Origin of the sequence: Ralstonia pickettii (assembly GCF_016466415.2) — a bacterium.
GTDB classification, from domain to species: domain Bacteria; phylum Pseudomonadota; class Gammaproteobacteria; order Burkholderiales; family Burkholderiaceae; genus Ralstonia; species Ralstonia pickettii.
Map to the genome: position 1 here is coordinate 2154240 of NZ_CP066771.1, position 16839 is coordinate 2171078.

At 63.2% G+C, this 16839-nt stretch carries 14 protein-coding genes; 7 read left to right on the plus strand and 7 right to left on the minus strand.

All coding sequences use genetic code 11. The features are described from left to right. Nucleotides 1-53 precede the first annotated feature (53 nt). Nucleotides 54-965: a polyprenyl synthetase family protein gene (locus RP6297_RS10160; RefSeq protein WP_037028394.1), complete on the minus strand. Its 912-nt coding sequence runs from the start codon at nt 963-965 to the stop codon at nt 54-56. Continuing rightward, nucleotides 962-1246: an exodeoxyribonuclease VII small subunit gene (locus RP6297_RS10165; protein WP_004631077.1), complete on the minus strand. Its 285-nt coding sequence runs from the start codon at nt 1244-1246 to the stop codon at nt 962-964. Before RP6297_RS10165 ends, RP6297_RS10160 begins: the two co-directional genes overlap by 4 nt. A gap of 414 nt (nt 1247-1660) precedes the next feature. Here RP6297_RS10165 and RP6297_RS10170 point away from each other — a divergent pair, with 414 nt between their 5' ends. From RP6297_RS10170 to RP6297_RS10180, 3 genes are all read left to right on the plus strand, one after another. After that, complete coding sequence (locus RP6297_RS10170; RefSeq protein WP_037028393.1) at nt 1661-2758, plus strand: aromatic ring-hydroxylating oxygenase subunit alpha; 1098 nt, start codon at nt 1661-1663, stop codon at nt 2756-2758. Nucleotides 2759-2855: 97 nt separating this feature from the next. Further along, on the plus strand, nt 2856-3845 hold the full coding sequence (locus RP6297_RS10175; RefSeq protein WP_037028391.1) for a DMT family transporter: 990 nt from the start codon (nt 2856-2858) through the stop codon (nt 3843-3845). A 21-nt stretch (nt 3846-3866) separates the two neighbouring features. Next, entirely contained in the window at nt 3867-4754 is an 888-nt protein-coding gene (locus tag RP6297_RS10180; RefSeq protein ID WP_037028390.1) for a sulfurtransferase, read from the plus strand. A gap of 69 nt (nt 4755-4823) precedes the next feature. Here RP6297_RS10180 and RP6297_RS10185 read toward each other — a convergent pair whose 3' ends face one another. The 4 genes from RP6297_RS10185 to polA form a co-directional block, all read right to left on the minus strand. Further along, nucleotides 4824-5630: a ZIP family metal transporter gene (locus tag RP6297_RS10185; protein ID WP_037028389.1), complete on the minus strand. Its 807-nt coding sequence runs from the start codon at nt 5628-5630 to the stop codon at nt 4824-4826. A gap of 149 nt (nt 5631-5779) precedes the next feature. Then, a complete protein-coding gene (locus RP6297_RS10190) occupies nt 5780-6658 on the minus strand; it encodes a dienelactone hydrolase family protein (RefSeq protein WP_037028388.1) in 879 nt (292 codons plus the stop codon). Nucleotides 6659-6766: 108 nt separating this feature from the next. Further along, on the minus strand, nt 6767-8056 hold the full coding sequence (locus RP6297_RS10195) for an NAD(P)/FAD-dependent oxidoreductase (RefSeq protein WP_199517399.1): 1290 nt from the start codon (nt 8054-8056) through the stop codon (nt 6767-6769). A gap of 207 nt (nt 8057-8263) precedes the next feature. Beyond that, complete coding sequence (polA, locus tag RP6297_RS10200; protein WP_037028819.1) at nt 8264-11077, minus strand: DNA polymerase I; 2814 nt, start codon at nt 11075-11077, stop codon at nt 8264-8266. Nucleotides 11078-11081: 4 nt separating this feature from the next. Here polA and RP6297_RS10205 point away from each other — a divergent pair, with 4 nt between their 5' ends. The 4 genes from RP6297_RS10205 to RP6297_RS10220 all read left to right on the plus strand — a co-directional run bounded on the left by RP6297_RS10205 (nt 11082) and on the right by RP6297_RS10220 (nt 14442). Further along, the gene (locus RP6297_RS10205; RefSeq protein WP_004631094.1) at nt 11082-12035 is read left to right on the plus strand and encodes an LOG family protein; all 954 of its coding nucleotides are present in this window, start codon (nt 11082-11084) and stop codon (nt 12033-12035) included. 94 nt (nt 12036-12129) lie between these two features. Further along, nucleotides 12130-12564 (plus strand): hypothetical protein, encoded by a 435-nt coding sequence (locus RP6297_RS10210; protein ID WP_037028387.1) that lies wholly within the window; start codon nt 12130-12132, stop codon nt 12562-12564. Nucleotides 12565-12649: 85 nt separating this feature from the next. Beyond that, entirely contained in the window at nt 12650-13654 is a 1005-nt protein-coding gene (locus RP6297_RS10215; protein WP_037028385.1) for a homoserine kinase, read from the plus strand. Beyond that, nucleotides 13645-14442: a BPSS1780 family membrane protein gene (locus tag RP6297_RS10220; protein WP_027680892.1), complete on the plus strand. Its 798-nt coding sequence runs from the start codon at nt 13645-13647 to the stop codon at nt 14440-14442. The genes RP6297_RS10215 and RP6297_RS10220 overlap by 10 nt, the downstream gene beginning before the upstream one ends. A 24-nt stretch (nt 14443-14466) precedes the next feature. Here RP6297_RS10220 and RP6297_RS10225 read toward each other — a convergent pair whose 3' ends face one another. Further along, nucleotides 14467-16827 (minus strand): UvrD-helicase domain-containing protein, encoded by a 2361-nt coding sequence (locus RP6297_RS10225; protein ID WP_037028383.1) that lies wholly within the window; start codon nt 16825-16827, stop codon nt 14467-14469. Between the last annotated feature and the right edge of the window lie 12 nt (nt 16828-16839).

A 16839-nucleotide genomic window follows, 5' to 3' on the forward strand; every position in this document is an offset into this window, starting at 1 on the left:
GGACCGCCGCTCAGGCGTTTTGGCAAAGACTTCTAAGGTCCATGCAATGTTGTTCAGTGGCCACGCCGCACGATCAGGTCGGCCATCTGGGCCAATCGAACGGTACGGGCTTCGCCCGCTTCACAGCCGATCTCGCCGGCCAACTGTGCGACCGCCGCAGCCGCTGCGGCGTGCAGCTCATCGGCTAGCGCCCGGGCCTTGTCCAAGCCGAGGATGGACACGTAAGTCGGCTTGTCGTTGGCCTGATCCTTGCCGGCGGTCTTGCCCAGCGTTGCAGTATCGGCCGTCACGTCGAGGATGTCGTCGACCACCTGGAACGCGAGTCCAACAGCGCCTGCATAAGTATCCACATGCTCCAAGGCAGCGGCATTCACGCCAGCACAGAGCGCGCCCATGCGCAGACTGGCTCGCAGCAACGCACCGGTCTTCATGCGGTGCATCGCTTCCAATGCATCCTGCGACAGCGCAACGCCGACGCTTTGCAGATCGATCGCCTGACCGCCCGCCATGCCCAGCGAACCGGACGCGCGTGCCAATTCACCCACCAGTTGCGCCCGCGTTGGTGGGCTGACCGCGCCCAACTCAGCCAGCAGGATGAACGCCTGCGTCTGCAACGCATCACCCACCAGCAGCGCCGTCGCTTCATCATAGGCGCGATGCACGGTTGGGCGGCCGCGACGCAGGTCATCGTCATCCATGCACGGCATGTCGTCGTGGACGAGCGAATAGGCGTGGATCATCTCCACCGCGCAGCTTACGCCGTCCAGCGCCACAGGCGATGCGTCGCCAAGCGCACCGGCGGCGTGCGCCAGCAATGGGCGCACACGCTTTCCCGCACCCAAGGTGGCGTAGCGCATGGCGGCATGCAGACGTTGTGGCGAGACGGTTTCGGCCGGCAGCGCGCGCTCGAGCGCAACTTCCGTCCGCGCGACCACAGACGCCATCCATTGGGCGAAATCGCTCATGCGTCGCCCTGTTCGTTCGTGTTGCTATCGTCGCCCAACGGCTTCAGGGCATCGCCGTCAAGCACGCGCACCTGTTGCTCCACTCGCTCTAGCACCTGCTGGCAGTACTTGACCAGTTCCGCCCCGCGTCGATACGCCGCAAGCGAGGCCTCCAGCGGCAATTCACCGGATTCCATGCTGGCGACTAGGGTTTCGAGTTCGGCCATGGCCGCTTCATAGGAAGCCGGCGTAGCGGAGGGTGTGGCGGACGCGCTGGGGGCGTCGTTTGAGGCACGGGGCATGCCGATTGCGAATCAGAAAAGGACAATCTGGCATTTTACGGCAATTCCGCGTGCGTTCTGCGCACATCCCGCAACGCGTGGGGTAGCGGTTTGCAACGGCAAGGCAGGGCATCGTCAGCCTGGCCGCCGAGCGACTGGCGGCAGAAAGCGGTCGAAAATCAGGGACTTATCAATTTCCCTGGGGTACAATCCCCCCCTTTCCTCCAAAGGCCGGGCCGGTGTACGCCGCTCCGCACGATGGTTTGGGTCTGTTGGCCCATTGAACGTATGGTCGTTGGCCCAAGCGGGGGCCAGCAAGCGCTCGTTTCCTACCTCAACAGACCCTAGGCCACCTGCCGATGGCGTCCTTTCCCAAATCGATCTTTTCGATGGTTGGGTTGTTCACTGCTTTCACCGTTATTGGGAGTGGGGATAATGTCCAATCTCAGCGCCGCACTGAACCTGGTGCCGTCTGAAACCCAGCTGCCCGTCTCTGCTTACTTCGACGAGGCGCTGTATCAAACTGAAATCGAACGTCTGTTCAAACATGGCCCCGGTTACGTCGGCCATGAGCTGATGGTTCCGGAAGTTGGCGACTACCACACGCTTGCCGCCGAGGCCGAAGGCCGCGTGCTGGTGCGCAATCCGAACGGCGTCGAACTGCTTTCCAACGTGTGCCGGCATCGGCAGGCCATCATGCTCAATGGGCGCGGCAATGCTCAGAACATCGTTTGCCCGCTGCATCGCTGGACGTACAACCTGCAGGGCGACCTGCTGGGCGCGCCACACTTCGAGAAGCAACCATGCGCGCACCTGTCGCGCTCGCCGCTGCAGAACTGGAACGGTCTGCTGTTCGAAGGCAAGCGTGACGTGCGCGAAGACCTCGCCCGCCTGGGCGTGGCGCGCGATCTCGATTTTTCCGGCTACATGCTCGACCACGTCGAGGTGCACGACTGCAACTACAATTGGAAGACCTTCATCGAGGTGTACCTCGAGGACTACCACGTCGTGCCCTTCCATCCCGGCCTCGGCCAGTTCGTCTCGTGCGACGACCTGGAGTGGGAATTCGGCGAGTGGCACAGCGTACAGACCGTCGGCATCCACGCCAATTTGCGCAAACCGGGCACACCGGCTTACCAGAAGTGGCACGACGCCGTGCTGCGCTTCAATAACGGCGAGATGCCGAAGTACGGCGCGGTGTGGCTCACGTACTACCCGAACGTGATGGTCGAGTGGTATCCGAACGTGCTGGTGGTTTCGACGCTGCATCCGCTCGGCCCGACCAAGACGCGCAACGTGGTCGAGTTCTACTACCCGGAAGAGATCGTGCTGTTCGAGCGCGAATTCGTTGAAGCCGAACGCGCCGCCTATATGGAAACGTGCATCGAAGACGACGAGATCGCCGAGCGCATGGATGCGGGGCGCCTGGCCCTGCTCAAGCGCGGCACGAGCGAAGTCGGCCCGTACCAGTCGCCCATGGAGGACGGCATGCAGCACTTCCACGAATGGTATCGGCGCGTGATGAACTACTAAGCGACGGCTGAAGGTAGGCATCCGCCGCCTTCCGCGTCACAATAGGAACGGTGCAGCCTGCGGGCCGCACCGTTTTTTTTTCGTCCTCCCCCTTGCCATGCCTGCCGACAACGCAACCGCTGCTCCGACTGCCATCCAGACGGCCGACAGTTCCTCCCGCCAATCGCTGTGGATGATCCTTGCTGCGTTCGCCTTCTCGGCGATGGGCGTGTGCGTGAAGCTGGCCTCAGCGCACTACAGCACGGGTGAGATCGTCTTCTACCGCAGCGTGATCGGCATGACGCTGATGGGCGCCGTCCTCGCCAAGACAGGCGCGGGCATCCGCACACCCTATCTCACGGCGCACATCAAGCGCAGCGTGTTCGGCGTAACGTCGCTGCTGCTGTGGTTCACGTCGATCAGCCTGCTACCGCTGGCAACAGCCATGACGCTGAACTACATGTCGCCGGTGTGGATTGCGCTGATCATCGGCGCGGGTGCTGCAATGGCCGGCAAAGCCGCGGGCGCCGAAAAGAAGATGGTGGCTGCGATCCTGATGTCGTTTGTCGGTGTGCTGTGCCTGCTGCAACCGAGCGTGGGAAGCGGGCCGTCCCAGCTCGCCGGCGGCATGGTCGGGCTGGTCTCTGGCGTGTTCACCGCCCTCGCCTATGTAGAGGTCCGCCAACTGGGCGACCTGGGCGAGAACGAGGCACGCATCGTGTTTTACTTTTCCCTGGTGAGCGCAATTGCCGGCGGCGTGTGGATGCTGATCGGCGGGGCGCAATCGCATACGTGGCATAGCGCCGGCCTGCTGCTGGCGGTCGGGCTTCTCGCCACGCTCGGCCAGACCGCCATGACGCGCGCCTACAAGCGCGGTAATACGCTCCTGACTGCCAACCTGCAATACACCGGCATTGTCTTTGCGAGCGGGTGGGGTATGTTGCTGTGGAATGACCACCTGAACGCGCTGTCGTGGGCGGGCATGGCGCTCATCATCGGCAGCGGGATCGTGACCACCGTCATGCGCGCCCGCCAGTCGGGCACCGAGCATCCGACGCCGCAGACCGCCGTGTCCGGCCCGGAAGCCGAGATTCACCCGGAAGTTTGATCGACCCTGGAGATTGCCGCCATGAGCGAACGCGCTCACTACGCCACCCTCATCACCGCGCCGCAACTGGCCGCGCTGCAACAGAGCGCGCCTGAGGCGGTGGTCGTCATCGATTGCAGTTTCGACCTCGCCAATCCCGCTGCGGGGCGCGATGCGTATCACGCCAGCCATGTGCCCGGTGCGTTCTACATGCACCTCGACAACGAACTGTCGGGCCCCAAAACCGGCACCAACGGCCGCCACCCGCTGCCCGACGCAGAGGCGCTGGTCGCGCGCCTGCAGGCGCTGGGCGTGAACGACGATACGCAAGTCGTCGCGTATGACCGCCAGGGCAACATGTATGCGGCGCGCCTGTGGTGGCTGCTGCGCTGGGTCGGTCACGCCGATGTGGCGGTACTCGATGGCGGCCTCCAAGCCTGGGAAGCCGCGCACTTTCCCGTCGACCAGGTCATCCCGGAAGAACCGCAGCTCAACGCCACGCCCGGCAACATCACGCGCAAGCCCTCGCTCATGCAGATGGTGACGGCAGAAATCGTGCAGAAATACCTCGGCCACGCCGACAAGCCCATCGTCGACGCCCGCGCCCCCGACCGCTATCGCGGTGAAAACGAAACGCTCGATCCCGTTGGCGGCCACATCCCTGGCGCGCGCAACCGTTTCTTCCGGGACAACCTGCAGGCCGACGGCACGTTCAAGCCGGCAGACCAACTGCGCGCCGACTTTACGGCCGTGCTGGCCGGCGCCAAGCCCCAAGACGCGACGCTGCAATGCGGCTCGGGCGTGACTGCCTGCCACAACGCCTTGGCCATGGAGATCGCTGGTCTCACGGGCGCCGCGCTCTATGCCGGCTCATGGAGCGAGTGGTGCAGCGACCCGTCGCGCCCGGTGGCGACGGGGCCGAATCCGTAATCTGCGAATCCGGCGCGCAGCAAAAAGCCCGGTATCGACCGGGCTTTTTCTTGAAGCCGATGCGCCGCCTCAATGTGCGTGACCGTGCAAACCTTCGGTCAGCAGAAAGATCATCGCGATCCCCGCAGCAATCAGCGCGACCTGCACCGCCGATTCCTGCCAGCGCGGCCGGCGCTTCATCTGCGGCATCAGATCGCACACGGCGATGTAAATGAAGCTGCTGGACGCCACCACCAGCACATAAGGAATCCACGACGTCAGTCGATCCAGCAGGTAGTAGCCGAGCACCGCGCCTACCAGCGCGCAGAGGCTGCAGATGAGGTTGTAGACAAAGGCGCGCGTCTTGGAGAATCCGGCGTTGAGCAGCACCATGAAATCCCCGATCTCCTGTGGGATCTCGTGTGCGGCAATCGCCAGCGCGGTGACGATACCGACCCTGGTGTCCGCCAGGAACGCGGCAGCAATCACGATCCCGTCCGAAAAATTATGCAGCCCATCGCCCACGAGGATCATCAGGCCACTGCGCCCGGCTTCCTGCCGGTCATGGCCGTGGTGATGGCCGTGCCCATCACCCTCGTGGTGATGTGAATGGCGGATCAATGAGATCTTTTCCAGCAGGAAAAAACCCAGCAGCCCGGCGAGCAACGTGGCGAACAACGCATGCGTATTGGGCTCGATGCCGCGATGGGCTTCGAACGCCTCCGGCAACGAATGCAGCAGCGACGTGGCCAGCAGCACGCCCACCGAAAAACTGACCATCCGATCGACCATGCGCGACAACACCGTGAGCGACAGCACGGCAGCGCCCGCCATGCTGCCGATGCCGGACAGCGCGGTGGCCACGAGAATGCCTAACAGGGTGGTATCGAAGGTCATACGGAGGTAACGCAGCGGGAGCCAATAAACGCAACAGAGTTGCAAGAAGGGCGGATTGTATGCCGCTTTACCAACCTTTGCCAGTGCAGGCAAAAGAAAAGGCCCCGGGGCGACTCCCCAGAGCCTTTCGCGTTGGGCGCGTCGCGCTGCTACACCACGCCGTGATCCTTGAACCAGGCGAGGCATTTCTTCCAGCCATCTTCCGCGTCGGCCTTCACATAGCTCGGGCGGTAGTCAGCGTGAAAAGCGTGGCCGGAATTTGGGTACACGATGATGCGCGATGCATGCGCCTTGGGGTTCGTGGATTTTTCCAGCGCGACCTTCATCGTGTCGCGCACGTCTTCCGTGATCACGGTGTCCTTCGCGCCGTAGAGACCCAGCACGGGCGCTTTCAGTTCGTCCACCTTGTCGACGGGCGAAACCGGTTGCAGCGGATTCGGATTGCCCTTCAGCGGCCCGTACCACGCTACTGCAGCCTTGATGCCGGGGTTGCGCTCCGCAGCCAGCCAGACTTGGCGCCCGCCCCAGCAGAAGCCGGTCATGCCGATACGCGCCGCGTCGCCGCCGTTCTCGGTGGCCCATGCGATCGTGGCGTCGATATCGCCCGCCACCTGGGAATCCGGCACCTTTGAAACCACGTTGGCAACGGTTTCCTGCACCGTCCCATAAGCACGCGGATCGCCCTGGCGCACAAACAGTTCAGGCGCGATCGCCAGATAACCGAGCTTGGCAAAGCGTCGGCAGATATCGGCAATGTATTCGTGTACGCCAAAGATCTCGCTGATGACGATCACCACCGGCAGCTTCGTCTTGCCTTCTGGCTGGGCACGATAGGCCGGCATCTTGAAATCGCCCACCGGCACGGTCACCTCTCCGGCCGTCAGCCCATTGAAATCGGTATGGACGGTCTGCGCCGACACTGGCAGCACCGCCGCCGCAAAGGCTGAGCCCAACGCCGTCTTCATGAAACCGCGACGGTCAAAGCTGCGGCCGGGTACCAGACTCTCCACTTCTGCATCAAGCTGCATCGCACTCTCCTCGCGCCCACGGGCGGTTACGGTGAACGAAGCGGCTAGTCTACCGAAGCAAATGCATTGTTGCCGAGCCAGACATCCGGCTCGGCCACGAGGACGGGCCTAGTGCAGCTTGACGCGCGGATTCGTCTTGCTGCGCAGCCAGTGCATGACCGTGTCGACCGACATACGCACCCAGCCGTGTAGCGCCAGCACGTGCATGCGGTACAGCGACGTGTACATCAGACGTGCCATCAGGCCTTCGATGAACATCGAGCCGCCGATCAGCCCGCCCATCAGGCTGCCGACCGCACTGAAATGGCCAAGCGACACCAGCGAGCCGAGATCCTTGAACGCGAACGGCTGGACTGGCTTGCCCTCCATGCGCTTGCGCAACGCATCGAACAGATAGGTGGCCTGCTGATGTGCCGCCTGCGCCCGCGGCGGCACGCTGGTCGACGCCTCGGGCCAGGGGCAGCTCGCGCAATCGCCAAAGGCGTAGATTGAATCGTCACCCTCCACCTGCAGCGTGCGCGAGACGATCACCTGCCCCAGCTTGTTCACCGGCAGCCCCAGCTCGCCCAGCACGGACGGTGCACGGATGCCCGCGGCCCACACGGTCAGATCTGCCGGAATGGATTTGCCGCTGGCCGTGTTGACGGCGCTGGCGGTCACTTCCGTCACACGTTCACTGGTGATGACGTCCACGTCGAGCTTGTGCAGCAGCTCGGTGGTCGCCGCCGAAATGCGCTCCTTGAGCACCGGCAGAATCCGCGGACCGCCTTCGATCAGATGGATGCGAATGTCGTGGCGCGGGTCCAGCTTGTGCAGCCCATAAGCGGCCAGCACGTGGGCGGTGTTGCGCAGTTCGGCCGACAGCTCCACGCCCGTGGCTCCCGCACCGACAATGGCGATGTCGACCTGCGGACGCGCATCGCCCACACCGTTCTGCGCGCGCATGCATGCCGCGATGAGCTTGCGGCGAAAGCGCTCGGCCTGCCATGCGGTGTCGAGCGCGATGGCATGCTCGGCCGTGCCCGGCACACCAAAGAAATGCGTCACGCTGCCGATGGACAGCACCAGCGTGTCGTACGAAATGGCACGCTCCGGCAGCACCTCGGTGCCGTCGGCATCAACGCATCCGGACACGATGATGGATTTGGTGACGCGATCGAGGCCCTTCAGTTCGCCCTGCTGGAATTCGAAGCCGTGCCAGCGCGCCTGCGCAGCGTATTCGAGCTGATGCGTGTTCGGATCCATGCTGCCGGCAGCGACTTCATGCAGCAGTGGTTTCCAGATGTGTGTGGGGTTGCGGTCGACCAGAATGACCTGGGCGGCACCGCGCTTGCCCAGCTTGTCGCCCAGGCGCGTCGCAAGCTCCAACCCGCCTGCGCCATCCGTCTGCCCTACCATGTGCCTCTCCTGGAGCCGTTGAATCTTTTCGATCACGTGATCTGTCAGGTGCAGTCTGCTGCAACGCAAAATTCACCGCAACCCCGCAAGCATGGATATGGCGAATCATGGCAACCGCATGCCCAGGCCCTGCGCAGGCTGCCTCGGCAGGCAAAGTGGCGCCGAGCGTTGCTTCACGGCGCGGCTCTCGCGCTGCATGCGATCGCGTCAGTGTGCTTCTTCCCAGTTCGCGCCTACGCCGACTTCGGCCACCAGGGGTACGCGCAGCGTTGCGACACTGCACATCAACTCCGGCAGGCGCTCGCGCACCACTGCAAGCTCGTCCTGCGGGACTTCCAGTACCAATTCATCGTGCACCTGCATGACCAGGCGCGAGCGCATCGCTTCGGCTTCGAGCCAGCCTTGCACTGCCAGCATCGACAGCTTGATCAGGTCAGCCGCCGTGCCCTGCATGGGCGCGTTAATGGCGGCGCGTTCTGCAGCCTGGCGGCGCGGGCCGTTGCCGCCGTTGATGTCCGGCAGCCACAGGCGACGGCCGAAGACCGTTTCCACGTAGCCTTGCTCGCGCGCGCTCTGGCGGGTTTCTTCCATGTAGTTCGCGGCGCCGGGGTAGCGGGCGAAGTAACGGTCGATATAAAGCTTGGCGGCGTCTCGTCCAATGCCCAGGTTGCTGGCGAGTCCAAACGCGCTCATGCCGTAGATCAGACCGAAGTTGATGACCTTGGCCACGCGGCGCTGGTCCGGCGTCACCTCCAGCGGCGTCACGTTGAACACTTCGGCGGCCGTGGCGCGGTGCACGTCCTGGCCCTCACGGAATGCGCGCATCAGGCCTTCGTCCTGCGACAGATGGGCCATGATGCGCAGCTCAATCTGCGAGTAGTCGGCCGATACGATGACGCTGCCCTCCGGTGCGATGAATGCTTCCCGAATGCGCCGCCCCTCTTCCGTACGCACCGGAATGTTTTGCAGGTTCGGATCGGTCGAGGCCAGACGCCCCGTCACCGCCGTCGCCTGACCGTAGGTGGTGTGGACCCGCCCGGTGCGCGGGTTGACCATTTTCGGCAGCTTGTCGGTGTAGGTCGACTTGAGCTTGGCCAGGCCCCGGTAGTCGAGCAGCAGCTTCGGCAGCGGATAGTCTTCGGCCAGCTTTTGCAGCACCTCTTCGTCGGTCGACGGCGCACCGCTCGCGGTCCTCTTGATGACCGGCAGCTTCATCTGGTTGAAGAAGATGTCGCCGATCTGCTTGGGCGAACCGAGGTTGAACGGCTGACCGGCAAGCTTGTGCGCCTCGGCTTCCAGCTCGATCAGACGCAAGCCCAGCTCGTTGCTCTGCTTGGCCAGCCGGTCAGCATCGATCAGCACGCCGTTGCGCTCCATCTTCTGCAGCACGATGGAGGTCGGCATTTCGATCTGCTCGTAGACGTAGCGCAGCTTGTCGTCTTCGGCCACCTTGGGGAATAACGTGCGATGCAGGCGCAGCGTAATATCGGCGTCCTCTGCCGCGTATTCGGTCGCGCGATCGAGCGGCACCTCGTCAAAGCCGATCTGCGATGCGCCCTTGCCGCACACGGCCTCGTAAGTGATCGTCTTCAAATGCAGCACGCGCTCGGCCAGTGCGTCCATGCCGTGATTGCGGTGAGACTCCAGCACATAGGATTCGAGCATCGTGTCGTGCTCGATGCCGCGCAGCGCGATGTCGTGGTTGGCAAACACATGCGCGTCGTACTTCAGGTGCTGGCCGACCTTCTTGCGTGATTCGTCTTCGAGCCACAGCTTCATGCGCGCGAGCACCGTGTCGCGCGGGAGTTGCGCCGCTGCATCGAGCCCGGCCACATCCGGCCCGCGATGCGCCACCGGAATGTAGCAAGCCTCGCCCGGCTTGACCGACAGCGAAATGCCCACCAACTGCGCGAGCATCGGGTCAATGGACGTCGTCTCGGTATCGATGCAGACGAGATCCACTTCGTCCAGGCGTTGCATCCACGATTCAAGGTGCGCCTCGGTCGTCACCGTCTCGTACTTGATCTCATCGGGCGGCGCTTCCACATCGAACAGATTGGCCTGTGCTTGCAGTTGTGCCGCCTCGCCGGCGTAATTCTTCACGGGCGTTGCAGCCTTGCGTGCGGCACCCACGCTGCGCGTATCGGGCAGCGCCTCGCCAGAAGCCTCGCGCAGCCACGTCTTGAAACCATAACGCGAGAAGAAATCGACGAGCTTGGATTTGTCTTCGCCGCCGTCGATCAGTGCATCGAATGTCGGCACTTCTTTGCTGAGGTCGCAGTCGAGCTTCACCGTCAGCAGTTCGCGACCCTTTGGCAGCCACTCGAGCGTGTTGCGCAGGTTCTCGCCCACAACGCCCTTGATCTCGCCTGCACGCGCGATGACGTTGTCAAGCGAGCCGAATTCCGTCAGCCATTTCACCGCGGTCTTCGGGCCCACCTTGGGCACACCCGGCACGTTGTCCACGGTGTCGCCAATCAGAGAGAGATAGTCGACGATGCGCTCCGGCGGCACGCCGAACTTCACTTGCACGCCGGCCGGGTCGAGCGTTTCGTTGGTCATGGTGTTGACCAGGGTCACGTGGTCATTCACCAGTTGGGCGAGGTCCTTATCACCCGTTGAGACGATGGTCCGAACGCCTTCGCGAGCAGCCCGTTCAGCCAGGGTGCCGATCACATCGTCGGCCTCGACACCTTCGATCACCAGAATGGGCCAACCCAATGCCCGTACGGCTTCGTGGATGGGTTCGATCTGCGCGCGCAGGTCATCGGGCATGGGCGCGCGATGCTCCTTGTAGGCCGGATAGAGGTCATCGCGAAAGGTCTTGCCTTTGGCGTCGAAAATGCAAGCGCTATACTTGGCCGGATAGTCGTTGCGCAGTTTGCGCAGCATGTTCACGATGCCGTAGATGGCCCCCGTAGGAAACCCTTCTCCGTTTCGCAAGTCGGGCAGTGCGTGATAGGCACGGTACAGATAACTCGAGCCATCGACGAGCAACAGCGTTTCTTGACTTTCCGACATTCCCATGGACTCTAAAGTGACTGGAACGCCAAAAGGCGTTTCCGATAATGGCGCTTCCGCTGAAGGCGGCGTGGCAAAGCAGGCTGCCGGTGCTTCCGCGTCGGAGGTTTCGGCGACAGAACTGACCGGGGTGAGCCCCTCGCGCCAAGCCACCACGGCCGACATGGATGTCAACGTGACGGTGGGCGTCGAACACGAGCCCAAAGCGGACCTGGCACATGGCCGTACCGATCGCAAGATGATCCCCAGCCTGCGGGCACTCGCCGACGAAGAACGCGCCACCGCAAAGAAAGCGCGCGCCTCCTGGCAGATGTTCACGATTATGGCAGAGTTCATCGAGGCGACCGAGTACCTCTCGGAGATTCGTCCGGCCGTCTCGATCTACGGCAGCGCGCGTCTGCGCGAGGATTCGCCGTACTACGAACGCACCATCGAAATCGCTCGGCTGTTCTCGGATGCGGGCTTCGCCGTCATCTCCGGTGGGGGCCCCGGCATCATGGAAGCGGCCAACAAAGGCGCGCACGCGGGTAAGTCGGCCAGCGTCGGTCTGAACATCGAACTGCCGCACGAACAGCAAGGCAATCGATACCAGGACATTTCGATGCGCTTTCGCCATTTCTTCACCCGCAAGGTCACGTTCGTGAAGAATTCGGACGCGTTCATCGTCATGCCCGGTGGTTTCGGCACGCTGGATGAACTGGCTGAAGTGCTCACGCTCGTCCAGACGGGCAAATCGCGCAGCGTGCCGGTGGTCATGTTCGGCAGCCACTTCTGGAAGGGCCTGCTGGACTGGTTCCGCTTTACGCTGCTGCCGATGGGTCTGATCGCCGAGCACGACCTCGACATCATGCGCATCGTCGACGAACCCAAGGATGCGCTGGATGCCGTCTACGAGTTCTACGAAAAGCGCGAAGGCACCTCGCCGATTCCGCCCAAGGAAGAGATGTTCTATCTGTAACCTCGGGTGTGACATTCGGCGCCACATGAACGGACGATGGCGAGAGGCCGGACTGCTAGAATGTAGGGTCCCAGATCACCCGCCGGAGTCCATGATGGATTCGCTGCTTCACCCGTCCGCCGCCGTCCCCTCCGGCTTTGCCAATGCCGCGCGCCTGATGCGCCACGCTGGGCTGCTGGCAGGGGCCGCTTTTTGCCTCGGCATCGCCCTGCCCGCGTACGCCGAGGTGACTTCCGACAGCGCCGGTCTGGACCTGCCCGACGTCAAGGCCATCAACAATCAGCCGATTTCCAAGCCGACCCGCGGCGCGATTCACAACGAGCGCATCAAGCCGAGCTTCGATTACCGCGACAACGACGGTACGCAGGTCGAGGAATACCGCTTCCAGAAGGGCCAGGCGCCGGACATCCATGTCAAGTCGGGCATGGGCACGTCGTACAACCTGAGCAAGCCCGAAGACAGCTCGCCGCGCATTCGTGAGCGCGGTGATATCGATCGGGTGCCCTCGGTCAACGTCCTGAAGTTCTAAGCCTGTGCCGCGAGCGCGGCGCTTGCAAGGCGGCCGCGCTGTGAGCCGGCTGCCTTTCCCTCCACCCGTTTCCCGTTCCTGAAGCATGGCTGTTTTCACCCCGGTCTCCGACGCCGAGATCGCTCTCTGGCTGGATCAATACGATGTGGGCGCCGTGCGCGCATTTCGCGGCATCCCCTCCGGGATCGAAAACTCCAATTTCTTCTTGACCACGGAAAAGGATGGGCAGACGCACGAGTACGTCGTCACCCTGTTTGAACGGCTGACGCTCGAGCAACTGCCGTTCTACCTGTATCTGATGCAGCATCTGGCGCAGCACGATATCAGCGTGCCGGCGCCGATTTCGGGGCGCGACGGCGAGATCCTGCGCACGCTCAACGGCAAGCCGGCGACCATCGTGACGCGTCTGGCGGGCCGCTCGAACCTGGCGCCCACGGTGTCGGAATGCGGCATCGTCGGCGACATGCTCGCGCGCATGCATCTGGCCGGGCGCGACTATCCGCGCCATCAGCCAAATCTGCGCAGCCTCCCGTGGTGGAACGAAGTCGTGCCCGACGTCGTACCGTTCGTGCACGGCGACACGCGCGCGCTGCTCGAAAACGAACTCGCGCACCAGCAACGTTTCTTTGCCAGCGCCGACTACGCTGCGCTGCCCGAAGGCCCGTGCCATTGCGACCTCTTCCGCGACAACGTGCTGTTCGAGCCAGCCACCACCGGCCAGCCGGAACGCCTCGGCGGCTTCTTCGACTTTTACTTTGCCGGTGTCGACAAGTGGCTCTTCGACGTGGCTGTCACCGTCAACGACTGGTGCATTGACCTGGCCACCGGCGTGCTGGACACCGAGCGGACACGTGCAATGCTCCGTGCGTATCACGCTGTGCGCCCGTTCACCGATGCTGAAACGCGGCACTGGCAAGATATGCTGCGCGCTGCTGCGTACCGCTTCTGGGTCTCGCGCCTGTGGGATTTCTATCTGCCGCGCGATGCCGAACTGCTCAAGCCGCATGACCCCACCCACTTCGAGCGCGTGCTGCGAGAACGGGTTGGCGCGGGCGCCCTGACTCTGGATCTTCCCCAACCATGCAACTGATTGAAGTACCGGCCAAGCAAGGCTACGTCTGGCTGCGCCAGGGTGCGTGGCTGTTTCGCAAGAACCCGATCGGGTTCTTGCTGCTGCTGTTCATCTACCTGTTTGCGGTCAACCTGCTGATGCTGCTGGTGCCGCCGATTGGTGTGTTCGCCATCCTGCTGGTGAATCCAGCCATCTTCGTGGGCTTCATGTCGGCCTGCCGCGATACAGTGGCGGGCAAGCGCGTCGGGCCCGCGTCGCTTATCGCAGGCTTTCGTGCGTACGGCAAGGATGCGATGCGCGCCCTGCTCAAGCTTGGCGGCATCTACGGCGTGCTGGTGCTGGTGGTCAGCGGCGTGCTGATGACCATGGTGGATGTCGACACGCTGATGACCGTGGTCACCGACAAGCCGCTCACCACGGACGCCATCCGCGAGTTCTACCTCGCCATGGTGATGGGCTCGGTGCTGTATATCCCCGTGGCGGTGCTGTTCTGGTTTGCGCCATTGCTGGTGGCATGGCACGGCATTCCGGTGGGCAAGGCGCTGTTCTTCAGTTGGATGGCCGTGTGGCGCAATCGCGCTGCGTTCATCGCGTACGGCGTCTTGGTAGCAATCCTGCTGATCGCGGTGCCGCTGTTCATCGATGCGCTGTTCGCGTCGAGCGGTGCCAACAACATCGCCCCCATCATTGCCACGCCATACCGGATTCTGGTGATGGCGGTGCTGTACTGCTCGTTCTATGCCACCTACCGCGGCTGCTTCAACGTCACGCAAGCCGCCGGCCAGACGACGGACACGACGGCCTGATCGGCCCGACGACCCGATCGGCGTTCAGTTGATCGGGTCGAGCTTGGCGATACCCAACGCCAGCGTCTTCACCCCGTGGCGGTTGAACTTGATCTGGGCACGCGCCTCGGCGCCCTCGCCTTCCAGCGTCGTGATGACGCCTTCCCCGAACTTGTTGTGGAACACCGATTGGCCCACGCGGAAGCCGGTGGCCTCTGCGCGCTTGGCGTCGGCGTAGTTCTTTCCGGTGTCCATGCCGCCGGTCGGACGGCCGGTGTAGGCGTCGTCATCGCCACGCTCTGGGCGCTTGAACCAATCCTTGCCCCATGCGGTATCGCCTTGCACACGACGCGTCGCCTGGTAGCCGGCGTGCTGCGGCGTCAGCCACTTCAATGTGTCTTCAGGCAGTTCATCAAAGAAGCGTGAGCGGATGTGGTAGCGGACCTGCCCGTGCAGCACGCGGCTTTGCGCGAACGACAGATACAACCGCTCACGCGCACGCGTGATCGCCACGTACATCAGGCGGCGCTCTTCCTCAAGGCCGTCCTTCTCCATCTGGCTGTTTTCGTGCGGGAACAAGCCCTCTTCGAGCCCGGTGATGAAGACGACGTGGAATTCCAGCCCCTTGGCCGCATGCACGGTCATCATCTGCACGGCATCCTGGCCGGCCTGAGCCTGGTTATCGCCAGCTTCCAGGGAGGCATGCGTGAGGAAAGCCACCAGCGGTGTCATCTCCGCGGGCGTCTCGTCGGTCACCAGTTCAGAAGCGGTATCGGTCTCGCCGCCTTCGATGCGCAGCATGGCGTCGTGGCGCACGGGCAGCGCGGTCGCAATCGCATCCACGCCGTAGCCTTCTTCAGCAACGAAGGCCTGGGCCGCGGTCACGAGTTCCTGCAAGTTCTCGATGCGGTCCTGACCTTCCTTCTCGCCCTGGTAATGCGTGATCAGGCCGCTCGCGTGAATGACGTGCTGGACGATTTCGGGCAGCGTCATCTGGCGCGTGTCGGCACGCATCTGTTCGATCAGACGCACAAACGCCGACAGCTTGGTGCCCGCCGCACCCGTGAGGTACGGCACCGCTGCCGCGAGCGAAATGCCATAGAGCCGAGCCGCATCCTGCAACTGCTCGAGCGAGCGCGCCCCGACGCCACGCGCCGGGAAATTCACCACGCGACCAAACGCCGCGTCATTGTCGGGATTCTCAAGAAGTTGAAGATACGCCAGCGCGTGCTTGATTTCCGCACGCTCGAAGAAGCGCAGGCCGCCGTACACCTTGTACGGGATGCCGGCCGAGAACAGCGCGTGCTCGATCACCCGCGACTGCGCGTTGCTGCGATACAGGATGGCAATTTCCGAGCGCGACATGCCGGTGGCAATCCGATCGCGGATTTCATCGACAATCCAGCCGGCCTCCTGCCCATCCGTCGCAGCTTGGTAGACACGCACCGGCTCGCCATGGCCGGCGTCGGTGCGCAGGTTCTTGCCCAGCCGACGCGTGTTGTGCGAGATGAGGTGGTTGGCGGTATCGAGGATATGGCCGTGCGAGCGGTAGTTCTGCTCCAGCTTGATCCGGTGCTCAACGCGGAATTCGCGCTCAAAGTCGACCATGTTGCCGACGTTGGCGCCACGAAACGCGTAGATGCTCTGGTCATCGTCGCCCACGGCGAAGATGGCGTTGGGCGTGACACCAGGCTCGCCCAGGCCGGCGAGGATCTTCAGCCAGGCGTATTGCAGCTTGTTCGTATCCTGGAACTCGTCCACCAGGATGTGCTTGAATCGCCGTTGGTAGTGCGCACGGATGGCGTCGTTGTAGCGCAGCAGTTCGTAGCAGCGCAGCAGCAGCTCGGCAAAATCGACCACGCCTTCGCGCTGGCATTGCGCGTCGTAAGCGGCGTAGAGATCGGCCATGCGGCGGTCGTATTCGTTGGCGATTTCCAGATCGCCCGCGCGCAGGCCCTGCTCCTTGGCCCCGTTGATGAAGTACTGGACGTTCTTGGGCGGGAATTTCTCGTCGTCGATATTGAGCGACTTGAGCAGGCGTTTGACGGCGGACAGCTGATCTTGCGTATCCAGAATCTGGAACGTCTGCGGTAAGCCGGCGTCGCGGAAATGCGCGCGCAGCAACCGGTTGCACAGGCCGTGGAAGGTGCCGATCCACATGGCGCGCGTGTTGATCGGCAGCATCGCCTGCAGGCGGGCCGTCATTTCCTTGGCTGCCTTGTTCGTAAACGTGACGGCCAGCACACCCGACGGCGACACCCGCGCACTTTGAATCAGCCACGCGATGCGGGTAGTCAACACGCGCGTCTTGCCGCTGCCCGCCCCCGCCAGGATCAGCGCCGATTCATCGGGAAGCGTGATGGCAGCGCGTTGTTCGGGGTTCAGATTGGCGAGCAGGTCAGACATGCGGGAGGGGCC